This window comes from Kitasatospora sp. NPDC088346, from assembly GCF_044740765.1.
Taxonomy (GTDB): Bacteria; Actinomycetota; Actinomycetes; order Streptomycetales; family Streptomycetaceae; genus Kitasatospora.
Genome location: NZ_JBIURH010000013.1, coordinates 1 through 20,445 on the forward strand (window position 1 = coordinate 1; position 20,445 = coordinate 20,445).

General features: G+C 73.6%; 18 protein-coding genes. 12 read left to right on the forward strand and 6 right to left on the reverse strand.

Annotated elements, in window-relative coordinates; all coding sequences use genetic code 11:
• Window positions 1-272: 272 nt before the first annotated feature.
• The 3 genes from ACIOFR_RS18920 (at window position 273) to ACIOFR_RS18930 (ending at window position 2,625) form a co-directional block, all read left to right on the forward strand.
• Window positions 273-1,493: a serine hydrolase domain-containing protein gene (locus ACIOFR_RS18920; RefSeq protein WP_400998480.1), complete on the forward strand. Its 1,221-nt coding sequence runs from the start codon at window positions 273-275 to the stop codon at window positions 1,491-1,493.
• Between the two features lie 140 nt (window positions 1,494-1,633).
• On the forward strand, window positions 1,634-2,338 hold the full coding sequence (locus tag ACIOFR_RS18925) for a TetR family transcriptional regulator (protein ID WP_400998482.1): 705 nt from the start codon (window positions 1,634-1,636) through the stop codon (window positions 2,336-2,338).
• Window positions 2,339-2,442: 104 nt separating this feature from the next.
• Window positions 2,443-2,625, forward strand: coding sequence for a hypothetical protein (locus tag ACIOFR_RS18930; protein ID WP_400998484.1), 183 nt, complete (start codon window positions 2,443-2,445; stop codon window positions 2,623-2,625).
• A gap of 15 nt (window positions 2,626-2,640) precedes the next feature.
• On the opposite strand, the gene ACIOFR_RS18935 is transcribed toward ACIOFR_RS18930, so the two are convergent.
• Together ACIOFR_RS18935 and ACIOFR_RS18940 are read right to left on the reverse strand one after the other, a co-directional pair.
• Window positions 2,641-2,922 carry a hypothetical protein gene (locus ACIOFR_RS18935; protein ID WP_400998486.1) on the reverse strand — a complete coding sequence of 94 codons (282 nt, stop codon included), beginning with the start codon at window positions 2,920-2,922 and terminating at the stop codon, window positions 2,641-2,643.
• 136 nt (window positions 2,923-3,058) lie between these two features.
• Window positions 3,059-5,449, reverse strand: coding sequence for a discoidin domain-containing protein (locus ACIOFR_RS18940; protein ID WP_400998489.1), 2,391 nt, complete (start codon window positions 5,447-5,449; stop codon window positions 3,059-3,061).
• 285 nt (window positions 5,450-5,734) lie between these two features.
• Between ACIOFR_RS18940 and ACIOFR_RS18945 the strand changes: the two genes are divergently transcribed.
• A complete protein-coding gene (locus ACIOFR_RS18945; protein WP_400998492.1) occupies window positions 5,735-5,929 on the forward strand; it encodes a DUF1918 domain-containing protein in 195 nt (64 codons plus the stop codon).
• A gap of 37 nt (window positions 5,930-5,966) precedes the next feature.
• Window positions 5,967-6,707 (forward strand): DedA family protein, encoded by a 741-nt coding sequence (locus ACIOFR_RS18950; protein WP_400998494.1) that lies wholly within the window; start codon window positions 5,967-5,969, stop codon window positions 6,705-6,707.
• On the opposite strand, the gene ACIOFR_RS18955 is transcribed toward ACIOFR_RS18950, so the two are convergent.
• Window positions 6,668-7,411 carry a PIG-L deacetylase family protein gene (locus ACIOFR_RS18955; protein ID WP_400998497.1) on the reverse strand — a complete coding sequence of 248 codons (744 nt, stop codon included), beginning with the start codon at window positions 7,409-7,411 and terminating at the stop codon, window positions 6,668-6,670. The genes ACIOFR_RS18950 and ACIOFR_RS18955 overlap by 40 nt on opposite strands.
• Window positions 7,412-7,471: 60 nt before the next feature.
• Complete coding sequence (locus ACIOFR_RS18960; protein ID WP_400998500.1) at window positions 7,472-8,128, reverse strand: NADPH-dependent F420 reductase; 657 nt, start codon at window positions 8,126-8,128, stop codon at window positions 7,472-7,474.
• 182 nt (window positions 8,129-8,310) lie between these two features.
• On the opposite strand from ACIOFR_RS18960, the gene ACIOFR_RS18965 reads away from it, so the two are divergent.
• Both ACIOFR_RS18965 and ACIOFR_RS18970 read left to right on the forward strand, forming a co-directional pair.
• Entirely contained in the window at window positions 8,311-9,060 is a 750-nt protein-coding gene (locus tag ACIOFR_RS18965) for a YqjF family protein (RefSeq protein WP_400998502.1), read from the forward strand.
• A gap of 97 nt (window positions 9,061-9,157) precedes the next feature.
• Window positions 9,158-10,258 (forward strand): calcium:proton antiporter, encoded by a 1,101-nt coding sequence (locus ACIOFR_RS18970; protein ID WP_400998504.1) that lies wholly within the window; start codon window positions 9,158-9,160, stop codon window positions 10,256-10,258.
• Window positions 10,259-10,308: 50 nt separating this feature from the next.
• Here the strand turns inward: ACIOFR_RS18970 and glmS are convergent, their stop codons facing one another.
• Together glmS and ACIOFR_RS18980 are read right to left on the reverse strand one after the other, a co-directional pair.
• Entirely contained in the window at window positions 10,309-12,135 is a 1,827-nt protein-coding gene (gene glmS / locus ACIOFR_RS18975) for a glutamine--fructose-6-phosphate transaminase (isomerizing) (RefSeq protein ID WP_400998506.1), read from the reverse strand.
• Between the two features lie 83 nt (window positions 12,136-12,218).
• Window positions 12,219-12,494 (reverse strand): hypothetical protein, encoded by a 276-nt coding sequence (locus ACIOFR_RS18980; RefSeq protein WP_371494727.1) that lies wholly within the window; start codon window positions 12,492-12,494, stop codon window positions 12,219-12,221.
• Between the two features lie 160 nt (window positions 12,495-12,654).
• On the opposite strand from ACIOFR_RS18980, the gene asnB reads away from it, so the two are divergent.
• From asnB to ACIOFR_RS19005, 5 genes are all read left to right on the forward strand, one after another.
• Entirely contained in the window at window positions 12,655-14,502 is a 1,848-nt protein-coding gene (gene asnB, locus ACIOFR_RS18985; RefSeq protein WP_400998510.1) for an asparagine synthase (glutamine-hydrolyzing), read from the forward strand.
• Window positions 14,503-14,681: 179 nt separating this feature from the next.
• Complete coding sequence (locus ACIOFR_RS18990; RefSeq protein ID WP_400998513.1) at window positions 14,682-15,797, forward strand: hypothetical protein; 1,116 nt, start codon at window positions 14,682-14,684, stop codon at window positions 15,795-15,797.
• A gap of 138 nt (window positions 15,798-15,935) precedes the next feature.
• Complete coding sequence (locus tag ACIOFR_RS18995) at window positions 15,936-17,372, forward strand: pyridoxal phosphate-dependent decarboxylase family protein (protein WP_400998515.1); 1,437 nt, start codon at window positions 15,936-15,938, stop codon at window positions 17,370-17,372.
• Window positions 17,373-17,466: 94 nt separating this feature from the next.
• Window positions 17,467-18,846: a GNAT family N-acetyltransferase gene (locus ACIOFR_RS19000; protein ID WP_400998518.1), complete on the forward strand. Its 1,380-nt coding sequence runs from the start codon at window positions 17,467-17,469 to the stop codon at window positions 18,844-18,846.
• A 290-nt stretch (window positions 18,847-19,136) separates the two neighbouring features.
• Window positions 19,137-20,399, forward strand: a complete 1,263-nt coding sequence (locus ACIOFR_RS19005) for a MurT ligase domain-containing protein (RefSeq protein ID WP_400998520.1) — start codon at window positions 19,137-19,139, stop codon at window positions 20,397-20,399.
• Window positions 20,400-20,445 lie beyond the last annotated feature (46 nt).

Below are 20,445 nucleotides of genomic sequence, written 5' to 3' on the forward strand. Positions count from 1 at the left end.
TCTCCCCGGCCCATTCCCCCATTGCCACAAGAAGCAGTCTGGCCCCGCCGCTCACGCGGCGGGGCCAGAACCCAAGATCTTCACGAGCCTTCTAGGGATTGTCAGACAAGCCCTGGGTGGGGCAGACCCCACCTCCGGGTGTCCGGCCCGCTCCGGTGACCGGGCGCTTCCGGTGCGCGACGGTGGTCGGCATGACTCCCACGACACACCCCACTGCGCGCCCCCCGGCACCGGCGACCACGCCCCGGCCTCGACGCGGTACCCGCCTCGCCGTGGCGGCCGTCCTGCTGTCCCTGGCCGTGACCGGCTTCGTCCGCACCCCGTCCGCCCGGCCGGCGCCGGCCCCCACCCCCGTCCCCGTCCTGGCCGAGGCGCAGCGGGCCCGCCTGGCCCAGTTGGCCCGGCAGCTGGTGGACGCCGGGGCGCCGGGCGTGGTCGTGCGGGTGGACGACGGCCGGGGACGGCCGGTCGAGATCGCGGAGCAGGCGTCCTGGGCCGCGCGGGACCAACGCCTCGCGGTGGGGGACGAGTTCCGGATGGGTTCCAACACCAAGACGGTGCTGGCGGTGGTCGTCCTGACGCTGGTCGCCGAGGGCGGGCTCGACCTGGACGAGCCGGTGGAGCGCTGGCTGCCGGGCGAGGTCCCGAACGGCCGGGCGATCACGCTCCGGATGCTGCTGAACCACACCAGCGGCCTGTACGACTACACCCGGGATCCGGCCCTGGTGAGGTCGATCCTCGGCCGGGACCGGCGGCGGTGGACCTCCACCGACCTGCTCGCCGTGGGCGCGCAGCACGGGCCGCTGTTCCCGCCGGGCACCCGGTGGTCGTACAGCAACACCGACTACGCGGCGGTGGGCGCCGTCCTGGAGCGGGCCACCGGGGCGAGCCTGGCCGACCTGGTCCGTGACCGGATCGCCCGGCCGCTTCACCTGGAGCACACCTACTTCGCCACCGACGCGTCGTGGCGCGGCCGGTACGCCCGCGGGTACGAGCCGGATCCCGCCCACATGCCGCCGGGCGTGCCGGCCGCGTTCCGGTCGGTGGCCGGGTCGCGCCGCGACGGCTGGGTGGACGTCTCCGGCAACGATCCCGGGTGGGGCGGGGCGGCCGGGGCGGTGGTGTCCACGGCGCGGGACTGGGCCCGGTTCTACACCGCCCTGATGTCCGGCGCTCTGCTGCCGGCGGCCCAGTTGGAGCAGATGCGCACCACCGTCCCGGCCGATCCGCGGGACCCGGACGGTCCCGGCTCCGGACTGGGCATCCAGACGGCCCCCACCCCGTGCGGCACGGTGTGGGCGCACGAGGGCGGTGTCACGGGGTACTCCAGCACCAACTACACCGACGTCACCGGCGGCCGCACCGCCACCGTGCTCGTCCCGACGGAGTTCCTGTTCGAGTTCGAGGCCGACCCCCGGCTCGCCGAGGCCGACCGGGCGCTCCAGTCCGCGGTGATCTGCACCATGTTCGGCAGGCCGGTCCCGGCCGGCTGAGCGGGGCGGAGCGAACGGCCGCCGCGCGGCCCGTGGGCGGAAGTCCGCAGGCAGCGCGGCGGACGGTCCGGCGAAAACCACCGAGGAGCCATGGTGTTGGTGATTGGCCCCCGGAGCGCCGGATGGGGCAGAGTGGCCGCATGACGGCGCACACGGGCGGGCGGGAGCAGCGGGACCGGGCGGCGGGCGCGCTCCGGCGGCGACCGGTGCAGCAGCGGAGCCTGGAACGGTACGAGCGGCTGCTGGACGCCTGCGCCGGGCTGCTCGACGAGGTCGGCCCGACCGCGCTGACCACCAAGGAGGTGGCCCAGCGCGCCCATGTGCCGATCGGCACGCTGTACCAGTTCTTCTCCGGCAAGGTGAGCCTGCTGGCGGCGCTCGCCGAGCGGAACCTCGACCGCTACCTGGAGCGCCTCGGCCGCCGGATCGACACCGAGGCACCGGCGGGGGTGGCCGGCTTCGTGGACCTCGCGGTCGAGGAGTTCGTCGCGATGAAGCGGGCCGTACCGGGTTTCGGGCACCTGGACTTCGGCCTGGTGGACCGCGTCCCCGCCGACCCCGCCGACCTCGCCGACCTCGCCGACGACCAGCACCTGCTCAGCGCCGACCTCGACAACAACGCGGAGGTCGCGCTGCGGATCCAGGAGATCGGCGGCGGGCTGCTCGACCCGACGGCCTTCCCGCTGGCCGTCCGGGTCGGTCTGGAGTGCGCGGACGCGGTGCTCAAACTGGCCTTCCGCACCGATCCGGACGGCGACCCCGCGCTGATCGCCGAGTGCAAGCGGCTGCTGCGCTGTTACCTCTCCGATCCGACACCGGCCACCTCCCCGGCCCCGTCCTCCTGACGCTCGCCCCGACGACCGGCGGGTTCCGGCCGGGTTGAAATGATCTGTGGGCAGGCCGCGGTGTGGGGTACGGACCTCCGGCGAACGATCTTGAAGGTGCCGCCGTGCGGCGGACCGGCGACGGTGGCAGGAGTGCCGGTGTCCAGGTGGCGGCGGCAGCGCTGCTGACCGGGGTCGTGGTCGCGCAGTCCGGCGGCGCCGCGTTCACCTCCGCGGACGGCACGGCCCTGGTGCGGGTCGCCCAGGCGGTCCTGCCGGCGATCCCGGGCTGGGTCCCCGGGTCGTAGCCGCCGGGGGCGGCCCTACGGCCAGCGTGGCCGGCCGGGGCCGTCCGCCCCTATGGCGGCCGACAGGGTGTCGGCGGACAGGACCGGGCAGAGCCGGCCGTTGAGCAGCGCCGCGGACATCGTCACCTGGTCCGACCACTCGATGACCAGCCGCTCGCCGCCGCGCACGTAGCAGTTGCGGCCCCACGCCGTGCCGCGCCCCGCGATCTCCGGGAAGTCGGCGAGCCCCGGCGACAGGACGCGCGACCAGCCCGCTCGTGCGATCTCCAGATCCCAGAAGCCCGGGCCAGCAATCATGGTGACCTCCTCCACGGTGCACGATACCTCCACGTCCCCGGACGTTCCGGGGCGAGCGGAGGCGGGCAGGGGGAGGCGGTCCCGCGAACGTGGGACGGCACGGCGCCCGCCCGTCCCGTCCCACGCCGTCCAGCGGTTACCCGGCGTAGACCTGGAGCTCGGAGAGCTGCCCGGCAGGCCAGCCGCTGTTGGCGGTGAAGGTCAGCCGCAGGTGGCGGGTGGTGGTGGCCGGCAGGTTCACCGTCACCGTGTTCCCGCTCGCCGGGTCGAAGGCGTACGACGCGGCGCCGAGCACGGTCGAGAAGCTCGACCCGTCGTCCGAGCCCTGGACGGCGATGGTCTGGGTGCGGGCGTTCCACGCGGTCGACGGCGGGAGCCTGAGCGTCAGCCTCGCGAGGTTCTGCCGGCAGCCGAGGTCGACCTGCAGCCACTGCGGGAAGGCGTTGTTGGGGCTCTCCCAGTAGGTGGCGGCGTCACCGTCCACCGCGTTGCCCGCGCCGTAGGCCTGGGTGCTGCCGGAGGCGGTGACGGGCCGGCCCTGGGCGAGGTTGCCGCCGGTCGGGCAGGCCGGCGGGGTGGAGGGCGAGGAGGACGGCGAGGGACTGGGCGAGGGGGACGAGGACGGCGAGGGACTGGGCGGGGAGGTACCGCCGCCGGCCGGCACCCCGTCGTACGTCCAGACCGGCGCCGGCCAGGTGCCGGTGCAGGTGGATCCGGTGTTCCAGCCGGAGTTGCCACCGCCGTCGGTCACCGCGAAGCCGGTGCCGACGCAGTTGTGGACCGGGGTGGCGGCCTGGGCGATGTTCCTCGCCGTCACGTTGGTGAACCTCATGGTGGCGTTGGCCTGGGCCTGGACGGCGTAGGTGCCGGCGCCGTTGATGTTGACGTTGGTGAGGTTGATGCCGTTGACGGCGCCCTCGATGGTCTGGATCGCCTCGTAGGAGCTGTCCAGGACGTCGGTGTCGGTGATGTTGACGGTGGCGCCGGAGATCGGTTCGTTGAGGCCGCTGAACCAGATGGCGCCGACGCCGAAGTTCCAGTTGAAGTCGCTGTTGCCGGTGCGGATCAGGGTGTTGCGGGCCGCGGTGACGGTTCCCGCCACGGCCGTCCCGCTGCCGGAGTTGACCCCGGGGTACCGGTTCGCGATGTGCAGGCCGCCGCCGTTGCTGATGGTGTCCGACATGACGTTGTCGGAGATGGTGAAGTCCCTGCCGCCGTACGTGACGACGTTGTTGGCGAGGATCGGCAGCACGACGGTGTTGTGCGTGAAACTGTCGTTGACGTTCGGCTTGTCCTGCGGCCAGGAGGCCAGACCGTCGTCGCCGGTGTTGCGGACGAAGGTGTTGGTGACGGTCGAGTCGGTCACCCCGGTGTGGAAGTTGACGCCGTCGGCGGTCTGGTCGAGGATCCGGCTGTTCCTGATGGTGAGCCGGTCCATCGGGCCGTCCATCCAGGCGCCGACCTTGGTGTGCTGGAGCCAGAGGTTGTCGATCACCGAGTCGGAGAGCGCGCCGCCGACGGCGTTGACCTGGTCCTCGTCGACCCGCTCGCGGATGTCACCGATGATCGCGAAGTCCTTGAGCGTGACGTTGCGGGCGCCTCCGTCGGCCACCCACTTGCCGTAGACGCCGGCCGCCTTGGCCCGGTTGTTCGGGTCGCGGCCGCCGAGCACGCTGTACCAGGGCCCGGCGCCGACCAGGCTGACGCCGTCCACCACGACGTGGTCGTGGAGGGTGAAGGTGCCCTGCGGGATGTAGACCGTGCGGCCCTGCGCGTGGCCCGCGTCGACGGCCGCCTGGAACCTCGCCGTGGAGTCGGTCGCGCCGGTGGGGTCGGCGCCGAAGTCGGCCACCACGTCCAGGGCCCCGGCGGGCCGGGCGATCGGCGCGGACACGTTCTCGAAGTCGGCCAGGTCGATGGTGAAGGCCGGTGACTGCGCGGTCGAGGTGACCTGCAGTCGGATCTTCGTGCCGGCCGGCAGGGTCGAGCCGAGCAGCGTGCGCGTCTCGTCGTAGAAGTGGTGGGGGTTGCTGTCGCCGGGGTTGTTGTTGAACGGGTAACCGCCGTAGTACCAGCTGTACTTCGAGGTGACGTCGACGCTCTTCAGCCTGCTGCCGTTGACCAGCAGGTCGAGCGCGGCGTCGCGGCCCCGGCCGTCGGCCGAGTCGGGCAGGCTGTAGCGGAAGTCGATCGAGTTGGCCGGCGCGGTGAGCGTGAACTCCACGTACTCGCCCACCGCGTCGAGCGTGACGGCCTGCCGGCCGGAGGCCTCCGAGGGCAGGTGTCCGTAGAGCCGGTCCGGTCCAATGACGGTGCCGTTGGTGGCCGCGTACTCGGCCTCCTGCTCCAGGAACGGCACGGTGGCGCCGCGTCCGGGCACGGCGAGCGGCGACAGCGCGGGGACGCCGGCGGCGTGGGCCGCACCGGCGTCGGCCAGTACGGCGGTCAGCAGGCCGGCGGCACCCAGCACGGCCGCGGTGAGGGCCGCGACGGTACGGGATCCGCGGGTTCGGGGTGGTGGCTGCATCTGCGGCTGCACATCCTTGCGGCTCGGGGGAGGAGCTCGGGGTGGGGGCTGCCCGGCGGAACCGGCGGACCGATCGGCCCGGGCGTGCCGAGACTACGAGCCGCAGTTGCAGGAAGTCCATATGTGTGCGCAAATTATCGACCGAGTCGCGCAAGATCCGATGCGCATCCGCAGCCCCGAGACTCGACACGCCGCACCCCCCACGGCATTGCGCCGGTCCGGCCCGCGCCGCACAGTGGAAGACACCAGTCCTTGCATCTCCCAGGAGCAGAGCAGGAGCAGAGCATGCAGGCCATCGTTGGCGACCGGCTCCACATCCACAGCAGGTCCGTGGGCATGGAGGACCGGCAAGGCGAGATCATCGAAGTCCGGGGCGCGGACGGCGCACCCCCGTACCTGGTCCAGTTCGAGGACGGCCACGAGGGCCTGATCTACCCCGGGCCCGACACCTCCATCGAGCCGCACCGGGAAGCCCGGTAACCCCCGCGCGGTCGGCACCGGCCGGGAGCTGTCGACCGTGACCCCACCACTGCCCGGTCCGCTGTCCCACCTGGCCCCACTGCTGGACGACTACGGCTATCCGGCGGTGGGCCTCCTGGTGTTCCTGGACAACTGCGGCGTACCCGTCCCGGGTCAGACCATCCTGGTGCTCGCCGCCGTCTACGCCGGCACCGGCCGGATGAGCATCGCGGCGGTCGCCACGATCGCCGTCGTGGCCGCCGTCGCGGGCAACAGCACCGGCTACCTCATCGGCCGCCGCGGCGGGCCGCCCTTCGTCCAGCGCTGGGGCCGCTACCTGCGGCTCACCCCGGCCCGGATGGGCCGCGCGGAGGGCTTCTTCGCCCGGCACGGCGGCAAGGTCGTCACCGTCGCCCGCTTCGTGGACGGGCTGCGCCAGACCAACGGCATCGTCGCGGGCGCCACCCGGATGCCGCTGCCCCGCTTCACGGTCGCCAACGTCGCCGGCGCGCTGCTGTGGGTCGGCGTCTGGGCGAGCGCCGGCTACCTGGCCGGGAACAACGTCGGCACCCTGTACGAGCGGGCCGTGCGCTACCAGTTCTACCTGCTGGCGGCGTTCGGCCTGCTGCTGCTCGCCCTGCTCGTCCGCCTGCTGCTGCGGCGCCGCGGCGGCCCCCGGGACGGCGCCGCCGGCGACCCGCACCGGGCCGACCGGAAGGCGCCCGGCGGGCCGAGCACCCCCGGACCGCGCGGCGGCGGTCAGCCGCGCAGCGGGACGACCTCGAAGGACGAGGCGTAGCGCACCCCGAACCGCTCGCCGGTGGCCCGGCCGATCCGCTCCAGGAAGCCCCGGGCGTCGGCCATGTCGCCGCCCAGGCCGTCCAGGTAGGCCCGGTGCGCCTTGAGCGAGGCCACCCCGAGGTCGAAGTGCTCGCTGGTGTCCACCGCGTGCCCGGCCTGCGGCGATCCCGCCGCCCAGACCTGGCGCACGCCGTCCCAGGGCTGGTGGCCCTCGGCCGTCAGCTCGCGGAAGACCCAGCGGTTGCCGGCGTCGCGGACGGCGTCCAGGGTGGCCCGGCCGGTCGCGATGTGGTCGGCCTGGTTGGGGAAGGTGCCGAAGTAGGTGTCCCGGAAGTTGGTGGTGATCACGATCTCCGGCCGGTGGCGGCGGACCGCGCGGGCGATGTCCCGGCGCAGCGGCAGCCCGTACTCCAGCACCCCGTCGGGGTGCCCGAGGAACTCGACGGTGTCGACCCCGACCAGGGCGGCGGAGGCGATCTGCTCGGCCTCCCGGACGGTCCGGCACTCGTCCGGGTCCATGGTGTCGATCCCGGCCTCGCCACTGGTCACCATCAGGTAGACCACCCGTTTGCCCTGGGAGGTCCAGCGGGCGACGGCGGCCGCCGCGCCGTACTCCATGTCGTCGGGGTGGGCGACGACGGCGAGGGCGGTCCGCCAGTCCTCGTCGAGCGGTTCGAAGGGCGGTGCTGCGAGGTCGTCCATGGTGCTCCCCGTGCTGGTGCGAATCGGTCGTGGTCCGTGGTCCGTGGCCCGTGGTCCGGGTCAGTCGGCGGTGGTGATCGAGTAGTTGAAGTCGACGTGCCCGAAGTGCCGCATCAGGTCGAGCCAGAAGGGCATCAGCATCTCCAGGCCGCGGGCGGCCGAGATACCGCCGAGGTCCAGCACGGCGGCGGAGGGCCAGCCGAACTCGACCAGCACGCCGCGGACGACCGCCTTGGCCTCCGGGTCCTCGCCGGCCAGGAAGAGGTTGTGGGTGCCGGGCAGCCTGGCCGGGTCGACCATCACGTCGGCGTTGACCGTGTTCAGCGCCTTGACCACCCGGGCCGCGGGGAACTCGCGCTGGATCCGCTCGGCGACGCTGTCGGTGTTGACCGGGTCGAGGGTGGCCTCGCCGGTCGGCGAGAAGACCAGCGGGTTGGAGACGTCGATCAGCACCTTCCCCGCCAGCGGCTCCGCGCCGGCCAGCCGCAGCGCCTGCAGGGAGACCGTCCCGGCGGTCGCGTTGATGACCACCTCGCCGAATCCGGCGGCCTCCGCGAAGGTGCCGGCGTGCCCGTACGGTCCGGAGCGGTCGGCCCACTCGTTGGCGGCCGTGTTGTCCTTGGTCCGCGAGCCGATGGTGACCTCGTGGCCGAGCGAGGTCAGCTTGCCCGCGAGGGTCCGGCCGACGGTGCCGGTCCCGATGATTCCGAATCGCATCGCTGTTCTCCTGCTGCGGTCGTCCGACACTCCCGGGCACCTGCCGGGCCCAGTGCGAACCTTAGCGTCGGCCGGTGCTGAGGCGTGGTCACATCCGTTCCGCCGGTGCCGCGATGTCGATCGGCGAGGCCGGTGGCGGCGGTGTCCCGCCCACCCGGCGGCCCGGGCGTAGGATCGCGACCGTGTCCCCGCCGCCCGAGCCCGTCACCCCCGGACCGGCCCGCGGGCTGCGCCGCACCCTGCTCACCCAGTCCTGGCTGGAACTGACCTTCCTGCACTGGGCGGTGGACCCGGCGAGGGTTGCCCCGCTGCTTCCCGCGGGCACCCGGCCCGACACGCTGGACGGGCTCACGTACGTCGGGCTGGTGCCCTTCCGGATGCACCGGATCGGCTGGCTCGGCCTGCCCGGGCTGCCCTACCTCGGGACGTTCCCCGAGACCAACGTCCGCCTGTACTCGGTGGACGGCCACGGCCGCCGCGGGGTGGTGTTCCGCTCGCTGGAGGCCTCCCGGCTGCTGCCGGTGCTGGCCGCCCGGGCCGGGTTCGGGCTGCCGTACGTCTGGTCCCGGATGGCGATCCGCCGGCGGGGCGCGACCGTGACGTACACCAGCTCCCGGCGCTGGCCCGGCCCTCGCGGCGCGCACAGCAGGATCACCGTCGAGGTGGGCGGGCGGGTGGTCGAGCCGACGGCGCTGGAGCACTTCCTGACCGCCCGCTGGGGGCTGCACGCGGCCCGCGGCGGCCGGCTGACGTACCTGCCCAACCACCACCCGATCTGGCCGCTGCACCGCGCCCGGCTGCTCGATCTGGACGAGGACCTGGTCGCCGCCGCCGGCCTGCCCGAGGTGTCGGGGGCACCGTGCAGCGTGCTGTACTCCCCCGGCGTCCCGGTCCGGTTCGGCCCTCCGCACCGGCCCGGGCCGGCCGGCTGACGGCCCGTCGGCCGGCCGCACCGGACGGCCGCGCGGGCGGGGCGGCGCCGGGTGTCACTTCCGGGCAAGGGTTCCAGGACCTGCCAAGCTCGACGGCATGATCACTCGGTTCCGTCCGGCAGCCGCCCAGTGGACCACCGTCGTGCCCGTGCTGGCCGTCGTCCTGCTCGTGCTCACCTGGCCCCGTTCGCTGCCCGGGCCGGTAGTCGCGGTGGTGGCCTGTTTCCTGGCCGGGGCGGTGCTGGCGGCCGTGCACCACGCCGAGGTGATCGCGCACCGGGTGGGCGAGCCGTTCGGCTCGCTGGTGCTGGCGGTCGCGGTGACGATCATCGAGGTGGCCCTGATCGTCACGCTGATGGCCGACGGCGGGGACAAGAGCGCCGGGCTGGCACGGGACACCGTCTTCGCCGCGGTGATGATCACCTGCAACGGGATTCTCGGGCTGTCCATCCTGGTCGGCGCCCTGAAGCACCGGGTCGCGGTCTTCAACGCGGAGGGCACCGGCGCCGCCTTCGCCACCATCGCGACCCTGGCCACCATGAGCCTGGTGCTGCCGACCTTCACCACCAGCACCCCGGGCCCGCAGTTCAACCCGACCCAGCTGGTCTACGCGGCGACCGCCTCGATCGTCCTCTACGGCCTGTTCGTGGCGACCCTGACGGTCCGCCACCGCGAGTACTTCCTGCCGGTGACCCCGGCCGGCGACCTGCTCGACCCGGACGACCACGCTCAGGTGCCCGGCGGGCGGGAGACCCTGCAGAGCGCCGCCCTGCTCGCGCTCGGGCTGACCGCCGTCGTCGGCCTGGCCAAGAAGGTCTCCCCCACCATCGAGCGGGGGGTGGCCGCCGCGGGCCTGCCGGCGGCCGTGGTCGGCGTGGTGATCGCGCTGCTCGTGCTGCTGCCCGAGACCATCGCGGCCGTCCGCGCGGCCGTCCGCAACCACGTGCAGACCAGCCTCAACCTGGCCCTGGGCTCGGCGCTGGCCAGCATCGGTCTCACCATCCCGGCGGTGGCCGTCGCCTCCGCCTGGCTGAAGGGTCCGCTGCTGCTGGGTCTCGGCCCGACCCACCTGGTCCTGCTCGCGCTGACCGTCGCCGTCGGCACCCTCACGGTCATCCCGAAGCGCGCCACCCCGCTGCAGGGCGGCGTCCACCTGGCGATCCTGGCCGCCTACCTGGTGCTCGCCGTCAGCCCGTGAGCCGCCCCGGCGCGGGAGCGCACCGGGGCGGCTCGGGCCGGCGGGCCCGGCTACTCGACGGTGACGCTCTTGGCCAGGTTGCGCGGCTTGTCGACGTCACGGCCCAGGGCGACCGCCGCGTAGTAGGCGAGCAGCTGCAGCGGGATGTTGAGCAGCAGCGGGTCGAGCTCCGGCTCGCTCTTGGGCACCACCAGGCAGTGGTCGATCAGCTTGGCGTCGGGGGTGCGGTGGGCGACGGCGAGGATGCGGCCGGAGCGGGCCTTGATCTCGCCGAGGGTGGTGAGGTTCTTGTCGAGCAGCTCGTCGTCGGGGACGAGGGCGACGGTGGGCAGCTCGGGGCTGATCAGTGCGAGCGGGCCGTGCTTGAGCTCGCTGGCGGGGTAGGCCTCGGCGTGGACGTAGGAGATCTCCTTGAGCTTCTGCGCGCCCTCGCGGGCGACCGGGAAGCCTCGGGTGCGGCCGATGAACATCATCCCGGCGTTGTCCGCGTACTCGGCGGCCAGCTCGGCGATCCGCTCCTCCTGCTTGAGGATCTCGCGGATGTGGTCCGGCAGGGCCTTGAGCCCGGCGACGATCCGCCGGCCGTCGGCCGGGGAGAGGTCGTGGATCCGGCCGAAGTGCAGGGCGAGCAGCGCGAAGGCGATCACGGTGGAGGTGAAGGCCTTGGTCGAGGCGACCGAGATCTCCGGGCCGGCGTGCAGGTAGATGCCGCCGTCGCACTCGCGGGCGATGGCGCTGCCGACGGTGTTGACCACCCCGAGGACGCGGCCGCCCTTGCGCTTGATCTCCTGGACGGCGGCGAGGGTGTCGTAGGTCTCGCCGGACTGGCTGACCGCGACGTACAGGGTGTCGGCCTCGATCACCGGGTTGCGGTAGCGGAACTCGGAGGCGGGCTCGCTGTGGGCGGGGATCCGGGCCAGCTCCTCGATCAGCTGGGCGCCCATCTCACCGGCGTAGTAGGCGGAGCCGCAGCCGAGGATCTTCACCCGGCGGATCTCGCGCAGCTCGCGGGCGTCCAGGTTCAGGCCGCCGAGGTGGGCGGTGGCGAACCGCTCGTCGAGCCGGCCGCTCAGGGTGCGCTCCACGGCGGCGGGCTGCTCGTGGATCTCCTTGAGCAGGTAGTGCTGGTAGCCCGCGGTGTCGTACGAGGCGACCTCCCAGTCCACGGTGGACGGCTGGCGGGTGACCGTGCGGGCGTCGTCCTCGGTGAAGGTGCGGAAGCCGTCGGCGCGGACGGTGGCGAGCTCGCCGTCCTCCAGGTGGACGACCTGGCGGGTGTAGCGGACGAGGGCGGCGACGTCGGAGGCGACGAACATCTCCTTCTCGCCGAGGCCGAGCACGATCGGGCTGCCGTTGCGGGCGACCACGATCCGGTCGGGCTGCCGGGCGTCGAGGACGGCGATGCCGTAGGTGCCGACGACCTGGCCGAGCGCGGTGCGCACCGCGTCCTCCAGCTCGACGCCCTCGCCGCTGTGCGCGGCGACCAGGTGGGCGAGGACCTCGGTGTCGGTCTCCGAGGTGAAGACGACGCCCTCGGCGGTGAGCAGGGCGCGCAGCTGGTCGGCGTTCTCGATGATGCCGTTGTGCACGACCGCGATCCGCTCGCTGACGTCGGTGTGCGGGTGCGCGTTGGCGTCACTGGGCACGCCGTGGGTGGCCCAGCGGGTGTGGCCGATGCCGGTGGTGCCCTTGAAGCGCGCGGGGACGGCGGCGGCGAGGTCGGCGACCCGGCCCTTGACCTTGCAGACCTTCAGCCCGCCCTTGGCCGCGACGGCCACGCCGGCCGAGTCGTAGCCGCGGTACTCCAGGCGCTGCAGGCCCTCCAGCAGGAAGGCGGTGGCGTCCTTCGGACCGATGTAGGCCACAATTCCGCACATTCGGGACTCCAGGGGTTCGGCTCGGTCCGGCAGGGGTCGAGCGGTGGTTCGGGCAACGGGTCGGGCGGTGGCGGCCGGTGGGCTCAGCCGTAGACGATGCGGCGCAGCTGCCGGGTGGACAGCTCGGGCGCCGCGACCCGGCGGGCGGCGAGTTCGGCGCCGAGCCGGGTGAAGATCTTCTCGTTGGTCAGGCCTCGCGCCTGCAGCTCCCCGTGGCGGCGGCGGACGTACTCCTCGGTGGACTCGGAGAAGTACGCCAGCACCTCGGCGACCACGCGCGCCGCCTCGCCGGGCCCCAGCGGGGTGATCCGGGTGAGGTGCGCGAGGAGGTCGTCGTGGGGATGGGGCGAGGCGGGCACGAGCAAGGAGCCTAGGCGCCGCCTCACCGTTCACCAAGAATCCTGCCCGAAATCGGGCAGATCTTCAGACATTCGGCCGCCGCACACCCATTGATCTCCCCGACGGCAGGCAGTAGCGTCACTTTCCGTATTCGTCACACTACTGTGGGGGTAAGTGCTGATGTGCGGGATAGCCGGCTGGGTGAGCTTCGACCGCGACCTGACGACCTCCGAGCACGCGGTGCTCGACGCGATGACGGCGACCATGGCCTGCCGCGGCCCCGACGCGGGAGGGATCCACCGGGAACGCCACGCCGCACTCGGCCACCGCCGGCTGGCGGTGATCGACATCGAGGGCGGGACGCAGCCGATGACCGCCGAGCAGGACGGCCGCACCCTCGCCGTCCTCAGCTACAGCGGCGAGGTCTACAACCACCGGGAACTGCGCGCCGAACTGGAGCTGGCCGGCCACCGCTTCCGCACCCGCAGCGACACCGAGGTGGTGCTGCGGGCCTACCTCCAGTGGGGCGAGCACCTCGCCGAGCGGCTCAACGGCATGTTCGCCTTCGCCCTGTGGGACCCGCGCGCCGAGGAGCTGCTGCTGGTCAGGGACCGGATGGGCGTCAAACCGCTCTTCTACCACCGCACCCCGGACGGCGTGCTGTTCGGTTCCGAGCCCAAGGCGCTCTTCGCCCACCCCCTGGTGCGGCCCGAGGTCGACCTGGACGGGCTGCGCGAGCTGCTCTCCTTCGCCAAGACCCCCGGGCACGCCGTCTATCGCGGCCTGCACGAGGTGCCGCCCGGCCGGGTGGTGCACGTCCGCCGGGAGGGCCTGACGGTTCGCCGGTACTGGGCGCTGGAGGCCGGCGAGCACACCGAGGACCTGCCGGACACCGTGGCGACGGTCCGGGAGCTGCTCTCCGACACCGTCCGGCGCCAGCTGATCTCCGACGTGCCGCTGTGCTCGCTGCTCTCCGGCGGACTGGACTCCAGCGCCGTGACCGCGCTGGCCGCCCTCGCACTGCGGGAGGCCGGCCGGGGGCCCGTCCGGACCTTCGCGGTCGACTACACCGGCGACCGCTTCCGGGCCGACGCGCTGCGCGACACCCCGGACGGGCCGTACGCGCGGCTGGTGGCCGAGCACGTCGGCGCCGACCACCGGGCGGTCGAGCTGGACAGCGCCGCGCTGGCCGCGGCCGGGACCAGGGCCGGCGTGCTGCGCGCCTGGGACTACCCGATGGGCTTCGGCGCGCTGGACACCTCGATGCTGCTGCTCTTCCGCGCCGTCCGGGAGCGGTCCACGGTCGCGCTGTCGGGCGAGTCCGCGGACGAGCTGTTCGGCGGCTACCGGTGGTTCCACCAGCCGGAGGCGGTGGCCGCGGACGCCTTCCCCTGGCTGGCCGCGCTCTCCCAGCTGGCCGGGCCCGGCAGCCTCGGCCCGACCGCCCTGCTCTCCCCCGACCTGCTCACCGCCCTCGACCTGGACGCCTACCGGGCCGACCGCTACCACGAGGCGCTCGCGGAGGTGCCGCACCAGGAGGGCGCCGACCCGCTGGAACGGCGGATGCGGGAACTCTCGTACCTGCACCTCAGCCGGTTCGTGCGGATCCTGCTGGACCGCAAGGACCGACTGTCGATGGCGAGCGGCCTGGAGGTGCGGGTACCGTTCTGCGACCACCGCCTGGTGGAGTACGTGTTCAACGCGCCCTGGCGGATGAAGACCTTCGACGGCCGGGAGAAGAGCCTGCTGCGCGCCGCCGTCCGGGACCTGCTGCCCGCCGCGGTGGCCGACCGGGTGAAGAGCCCCTACCCGACCACCCAGGACCCTGGGTACCCGCTGGCCCTGCGCGCCGGACTGGCCGAGCTGGCCGCCGACCCCGGCGCGCCCGGGTTCGAGCTGCTGGACCCCAAGGGCGTGGTCACCGCGCTGCGGGCCGACACCGACCCGCAGGCCGTCCGGCAGGGGACCGAACTGGCACTGGAGTTGGACGCCTGGCTGACGAAGTACCATGTGGCGCTGATGTTGTGAGACGGTGTGGGTCCGGCACCCGGGGGACGGGACCGTGACGCTCCGGCCGGCCGCGAGGCCGTTGGGCCGTTGGGCCGAACCCGTCCCGAATGGCTGCCTCCGATCCGCGCTTTCCGGCCCGGGGCGGCCAGGATGGTGAACGCCCGCCGTCCGCGTCCGACCACCGGGGGATCTCTGCCATGCACCCGCGAGCATTCGCGATCATCACCGCCGTCCTGCTCGGAGTCCTGGGCCTGGGCGCGGTCGCGCTGACCGACTGGACGCCGGGCAGCCGGCCCGTGGCCGCGGTCGGGCCCGCCGGGCAGCCGGGCGGCGGCGCACCGGGCGAGGGCACCGCAGCCGCACCGGCGACGCCCACCGGCGACCCGGCGGTGTGGACCCGCAGCACGCTGCGGAACAAGCTGATGGCGGAGATGCAGGCGACCGACCCGGGGGTGGCGCTGGCCGACCTGGACAAGATCAGCAAGGACAAGCCCTACACCGTCCGGTTCTGCCACCCGATCGCGCACGAGCTCGGCCACGCGGCGGTGGTGCGTTACCAGCAGGACTTCCAGAAGGTGATCTCCTTCCCGCACGAGACCTGCGCGGCGGGCTACCTGCACGGGGCCGTCGAGGAGATGCTGGCCAACTCCAAGACGCCGGAGCAGGACATCCTCACCCTCTGCGCGCCCAAGAACACCGGCCCGTGCATCCACGGCATCGGCCACGGCATCATGTTCGTCACCAAGCAGGACATCCCGGCGGCCCGGGCGCTGTGCAACAAGTTCCCCACCGACAGCCGCCGGATCACCTGCTCCGAGGGCCTGTTCATGCAGCTCTTCGCCCCGGACGAGGAGGACGAGAAGGCCAAGGCCAACCTCCCCGCGGACAAGATCGCCAAGGACCCGCTCTACCCGTGCCCCGAGCAGCCGGCCCTGTTCCAGTCCGCCTGCTTCTTCTACGCGCCGACCTTCTACCTCAGCTCGCACGACTACGCCAACCACCCCGAGGCGTTCGCCGACGCCCTCAAGTGGTGCCTCAACGGCAAGGCGAGCGGCGGCGCCAACGACTGCAGCCGCGGGGTCGGCTCCCGGACGATGAAGTACAACCTGGACCGCGAGGACTGGGCCGCCAACCAGTGCGCCACGGCCGCGGACACCTGGCAACGCCAGGCCTGCGCACAGGGTCTGGTCAGCTACTACACCGTCAACTACACCGACGCCGGGGCGGCCGGCCGGCTCTGCGCGAAGATCACCAACAAGGAGATCGCCGGGTACTGCCGCACCGCGGGCGGGCTCTCCGGCACCCTCGACTGAGCCGCTTCCCCACCCGTCCGGCCGACCCGAGGCGGGTGGGGAACCGGGCACGGGGGCCGGGCGACCGGGGCGTACGATCGTGGCCAGCCAGGTGCGCCGAGGGAGTCGCGCCCCGTTGCACCCCGATGGAGCACCACCATGAGCGACGACTTCCGGAGCGCGGCCCAGTCGGCCGCCGAGCTGGTCTCCGACTACCTCGACGGGCTGCCCGGCCGCCCGGTCTGGCAGCCGATGGACCCGGCCGACCGGAAGGACCTGCTGGAGCTGGAGCTGCCCGAGCACGGCACCTCCCTGGAGGACCTGCTGGCGGTGATCGGCGACCGGGTGATGCCCGCGCCGATGGGCAACGGCAGCCCCCGCTTCTTCGGCTGGGTCAACTCCGCCCCGCAGCCCGCCGGGGTGCTGGCCACCCTGGCGGCGTCCGCGATGAACCCCAGCTCGGCCGGCGGCGACCACGCCGACGTGCACCTGGAGCGGGCCGTGGTCCGCTGGATCGCCGAGCTGGTCGGCTTCCCGCACCCGGCCGGCGGCGGCATCCTCACCTCCGGCACCTCGATGGCCACCATCCTCTGCCTGGCCGCCGCCCGGAACCGCGCCGCCCACCGGGCCGGCCACGACCTGCGCGAAGACGGCCTGAGCGGCCTGCCCCCGCTGGTCGGCTACGTCACCGGCGAGACCCACTCCTGCGTCCGCAAGGCCGCCGAACTGCTCGGGCTCGGCAGCCGCCACCTGCGCACCCTCGCCACCGACGCCGACGGCCGGCTGGACACCGACGCGCTGCGCACGGCCGTCGCCGAAGACCGGGCGGCCGGCCGGCTGCCGTTCCTCGTCGTCGCCTCCGCCGGCACCGTCGGCACCGGCGCCGTCGACGCCTTCCACCCGATAGCCGACCTGTGCGAGCAGGAGGGCCTGTGGATGCACGTCGACGGCGCGTACGGCGCGTTCGGCGTGCTGGACGAGACCATCGCGCACCGCTACGCCGGAATGGACCGCGCCGACTCGCTCGCCCTCGACCCGCACAAGTGGCTCGGCGTCCCGGTGGACTGCGGCTGCGCGCTGGTCCGCGACCCCGAGGCGCTGCGCTCCACCTTCAGCCTGGTCCCCTCCTACCTGCGCGACGAGGAGGCCGGCGAGCTCGGCTGGTTCTCCGAGTACGGCATGGAGCAGACCCGCCCGTTCCGCTCGCTCAAGGTCTGGGCCACCGTCGCGCACCGCGGCCGGTCCGGCATCTCCGCCGACATCGCCCGCTGCACCGCGCTGGCCCGGCGGCTCGGCGAGCTGGTGAAGGCCGACCCGGAGCTGGAGCTGCTGGCGCCGGTGGAGACCTCGATCGTCGCCTTCCGGTACCGTCCGGCCGGCCTCACCGAGGCGGAGCTCGACGCCCTCAACGGCCGGCTCCCGGTCGCCGTCCAGCAGCGCGGTCGGGTCTTCGTCACCGGAGCCCTGCTGCGGGGCCACGAGATGCTCCGGGCCTGCCTGCTCAACCCCGCCACCACCGGGGACGACCTGCGCCTGCTGCTGGCCGAAGTCCGCGCCGCCGGAGCCGAACTGACGGCCCGCCGGACCTCCGGCTGACCGCCCGCGGCGCCGCCGGCCGGATCCGAGGACATTAACCGCAAGGTCACGGGGGATTCGTGATCGTGAAACACCCGCGCGACACCATACTCACATGGACGATTCGACGCGCACCCTGCCCTCCGCCCCCTCCCAGCGCCGCGGCACCCGGCACCACCGCTGGCGCAGAGACACCGTCGAACTGGCCGCGGTCTTCCTCGCCGTCGCCTCCGCGGACCTGGTCGCCAACGTCGTGGTGCACGGCCACGACGGGCCGGTGCTGCTGGCCGCCTCGGCCGCCGCACTGCTCGCCACGGCGCTGTTCCACAGCTGGTGGGCACACCGGCACCCGCACGGGCCCCCGTCGCCCGACACCCCCGCGCCACCCGGGCAGGACCCGGTGACCGGACCGCTGGACGCCTTCGAGGCCGCCGCACTGTGGCGGATCCGCACCACCGTCGAGGACTCCCCCGGCAGCCTGGGCCGGATCTGCACCGCCCTGGCCGGGCAGGGCGTGAACATCGTCTCGATGCAGGCGCACCCCCTGCCCGCCGGGACGGTCGACGAGTTCTTCGTCCGCGCCCCGCACTCCCTCGGCCGGGCCGAGCTGACCGCCGTCGTGGCCGCCGCCGGCGGGCACGACATCTGGACCGACGGAGCCGACGCGCACGACCTGGTCGACCCGCCGACCCACGTACTCGCCCTGGCCACCCGGACCGCCCTGGACGCCGCCGAGCTGCCGGTCGCCCTGCGCCAGCTGTTCGGCCGGTGCACGATCCGGCAGTACCCGGCCGCCGGCGCGGCCACCCCCGCCGGGGTCGACGGGCACCTGATGCGGCTGCCGGTGCCGTCCGGCGACCTGATCGAGCTCAGCCGGCCGCACCTGCCGTTCACCCCGACCGAGTTCGCCCGGGCCCAGGCCCTGGTCGAGCTGGACAGCCTGCTCGGCCCCCGGGTGCCCAAGGTGGAGGCCCGGCTCACCCTGCCCGCGGGGGCCGACCTGACGGTCCGCCGGGCCGAGCCCGCCGACCGGGCCGCGGCGCTGGAGATGCACCGGCGCTGCTCCCCCGACACCCTGCGCAAGCGCTACCACGGCCCCGTCCGGGACGCCGACCGCTACCTGGACCACCTGCTCGACCCCCGGCACGGCCAGACCCTCGCGGTCGAGGCCGCGGACGGCCGGATCGTCGCGCTGGCCCACCTGCTGTGGGACGACGACGGCGCCGAGGTGGCCCTGCTGGTCGAGGACGCCTGGCAGCGGCGCGGCCTCGGGGTGGACCTGCTGCGCCGGATGGCCGCCCTCGCCCTGGAGGCCGGGGTGCCGACGGTCCACGCCGTCACCCACGCCTCCAACAACGGCCTGATCACCACCATGCGGCGGCTGTCCGCGCCGCTGGACTACCAGGTGGAGGACGGCACGCTGGTGATCACCGCACACCTCGCGGAGGCCACCGAGCAGCTGCCCACCCCGTGGCCGAGCCGCCCCGGCCGCTGACGTCCACCGGCCCCGGCGGGCCCGTCCGGTCGGGGGACCGCCGGGGCCGCCGGGGCCGTTCCGGTACGCCCGGACGGGCCCGCGGGCAGCCGCCCGGGAGGAGCCCCGGACGCCCGTCCGGGGGGGTTCGGGGCAGGTCCGCGCGGCCCTGCCCCGAACCCCCGTCAGGGCGCCTCGGTGGGTCCGGGGATCAACGGCCGGGCGCGGAGTGGGTAGGCTGGCCCCGTCCCCGCCGCCCGACGGTCACTGCTCGACCTGGGTGGTGCCGCAGCAAGGAGGAACCACTGAGCATGCCAGGCACCGATTCGGAAGCCACGGGCGCGCGCGACGCCTCGCTGCCCGCCCGCGCCAAGATCGCCGTGACGGCCGGCCGGATGGCCGCTGCCCTCTCCCAGAAGGCGGGCCGCGGCAGTGGCTCGGTGATCGGCGGCAAGGTAGCTCTCAAGCTCGACCCCGACCTGCTCGCGACCCTCGCCGACCACCTCGACGTGGTCCTGGTCAGCGCGACCAACGGCAAGACCACCACGACCCGGCTGATCGCCGAGGCGCTGCGCGCCGCCGGCCCGGTCGTCTCCAACGCGCTGGGCGCCAACATGCCGGCCGGCATCACCGCCGCCCTGGCCGGTGGCTCCGACGCGCGGTTCGGTGTCATCGAGGTCGACGAGAAGTACCTGCCGATGGTCGCCCGGGACACCCGCCCCAAGGCCATAGCGCTGCTCAACCTCTCCCGCGACCAGCTCGACCGCGCCGCCGAGACGCGGATGATGGCCGAGAAGTGGCGCGAGGGCCTCAAGGACACCGACGCGGTGATCATCGCGAACGCGGACGACCCGCTGGTGACCTGGGCCGCCTCCTCCTGCAAGAAGGTGGTCTGGGTGGCCGCCGGACAGGCCTGGAAGGAGGACGCCTGGTCCTGCCCGTCCTGCGGCGGCGTGATGCAGCGCCCGGGCGACGACTGGTTCTGCCAGGAGTGCGGCTTCCGCCGTCCCAACCCGCACTGGGCGCTCCAGGGCACCCACGTGATCGACCCGCACCGCGGTGCCTGGCCGATCCAGCTCCAGCTGCCCGGCCGCGCCAACCTGGCCAACGCCACCAGCTCGGCCGCGGTGGCCGCCGTCTTCGGCGTCGCCCCGCAGGTCGCGCTGCAGCGGATGCAGTCCGTGGCCGCCGTGGCCGGCCGCTACGACGTGGTCTCCTACCTGGGCCGCGAGGTCCGGCTGCTGCTGGCCAAGAACCCGGCCGGCTGGCTGGAGACGTTCTCGCTGATCGACGGCCCGCCGGCGCCGGTGGTGCTCTCCGTGAACGCGCTGGACGCCGACGGCACCGACACCTCCTGGCTGTGGGACGTCGACTACGAGCGGCTGTCCGGCCACCCGATCTTCGTGATGGGCCAGCGCAAGCTGGACCTGGCCGTCCGGCTGGAGGTCGCGGGCCTGCACTTCCAGGTCGTGGACAGCCTGGAGGAGGCCGTCCGGGTCGCCCCGGCGGGCCGCATCGAGGCCATCGCCAACTACACCGCGTTCCAGCAGCTGCGCAAGGCGGTGGTGAGCTGATGTCGATGCCGCCCCACCAGAGCCCCGGTTTCGGTCCGGACCCGCA

Coding starts and splice junctions, on each gene's coding strand:
- ACIOFR_RS18925 (WP_400998482.1), top strand. CDS start 1,634: ATGACGGCGCACACGGGCGGGCGGGAGCAGCGGGACCGGGCGGCGGGC.
- ACIOFR_RS18935 (WP_400998486.1), bottom strand. CDS start 2,922: ATGATTGCTGGCCCGGGCTTCTGGGATCTGGAGATCGCACGAGCGGGC.
- ACIOFR_RS18940 (WP_400998489.1), bottom strand. CDS start 5,449: ATGCAGCCACCACCCCGAACCCGCGGATCCCGTACCGTCGCGGCCCTC.
- ACIOFR_RS18945 (WP_400998492.1), top strand. CDS start 5,735: ATGCAGGCCATCGTTGGCGACCGGCTCCACATCCACAGCAGGTCCGTG.
- ACIOFR_RS18955 (WP_400998497.1), bottom strand. CDS start 7,411: ATGGACGACCTCGCAGCACCGCCCTTCGAACCGCTCGACGAGGACTGG.
- ACIOFR_RS18960 (WP_400998500.1), bottom strand. CDS start 8,128: ATGCGATTCGGAATCATCGGGACCGGCACCGTCGGCCGGACCCTCGCG.
- ACIOFR_RS18970 (WP_400998504.1), top strand. CDS start 9,158: ATGATCACTCGGTTCCGTCCGGCAGCCGCCCAGTGGACCACCGTCGTG.
- glmS (WP_400998506.1), bottom strand. CDS start 12,135: ATGTGCGGAATTGTGGCCTACATCGGTCCGAAGGACGCCACCGCCTTC.
- asnB (WP_400998510.1), top strand. CDS start 12,655: ATGTGCGGGATAGCCGGCTGGGTGAGCTTCGACCGCGACCTGACGACC.
- ACIOFR_RS18990 (WP_400998513.1), top strand. CDS start 14,682: ATGCACCCGCGAGCATTCGCGATCATCACCGCCGTCCTGCTCGGAGTC.
- ACIOFR_RS18995 (WP_400998515.1), top strand. CDS start 15,936: ATGAGCGACGACTTCCGGAGCGCGGCCCAGTCGGCCGCCGAGCTGGTC.
- ACIOFR_RS19000 (WP_400998518.1), top strand. CDS start 17,467: ATGGACGATTCGACGCGCACCCTGCCCTCCGCCCCCTCCCAGCGCCGC.
- ACIOFR_RS19005 (WP_400998520.1), top strand. CDS start 19,137: ATGCCAGGCACCGATTCGGAAGCCACGGGCGCGCGCGACGCCTCGCTG.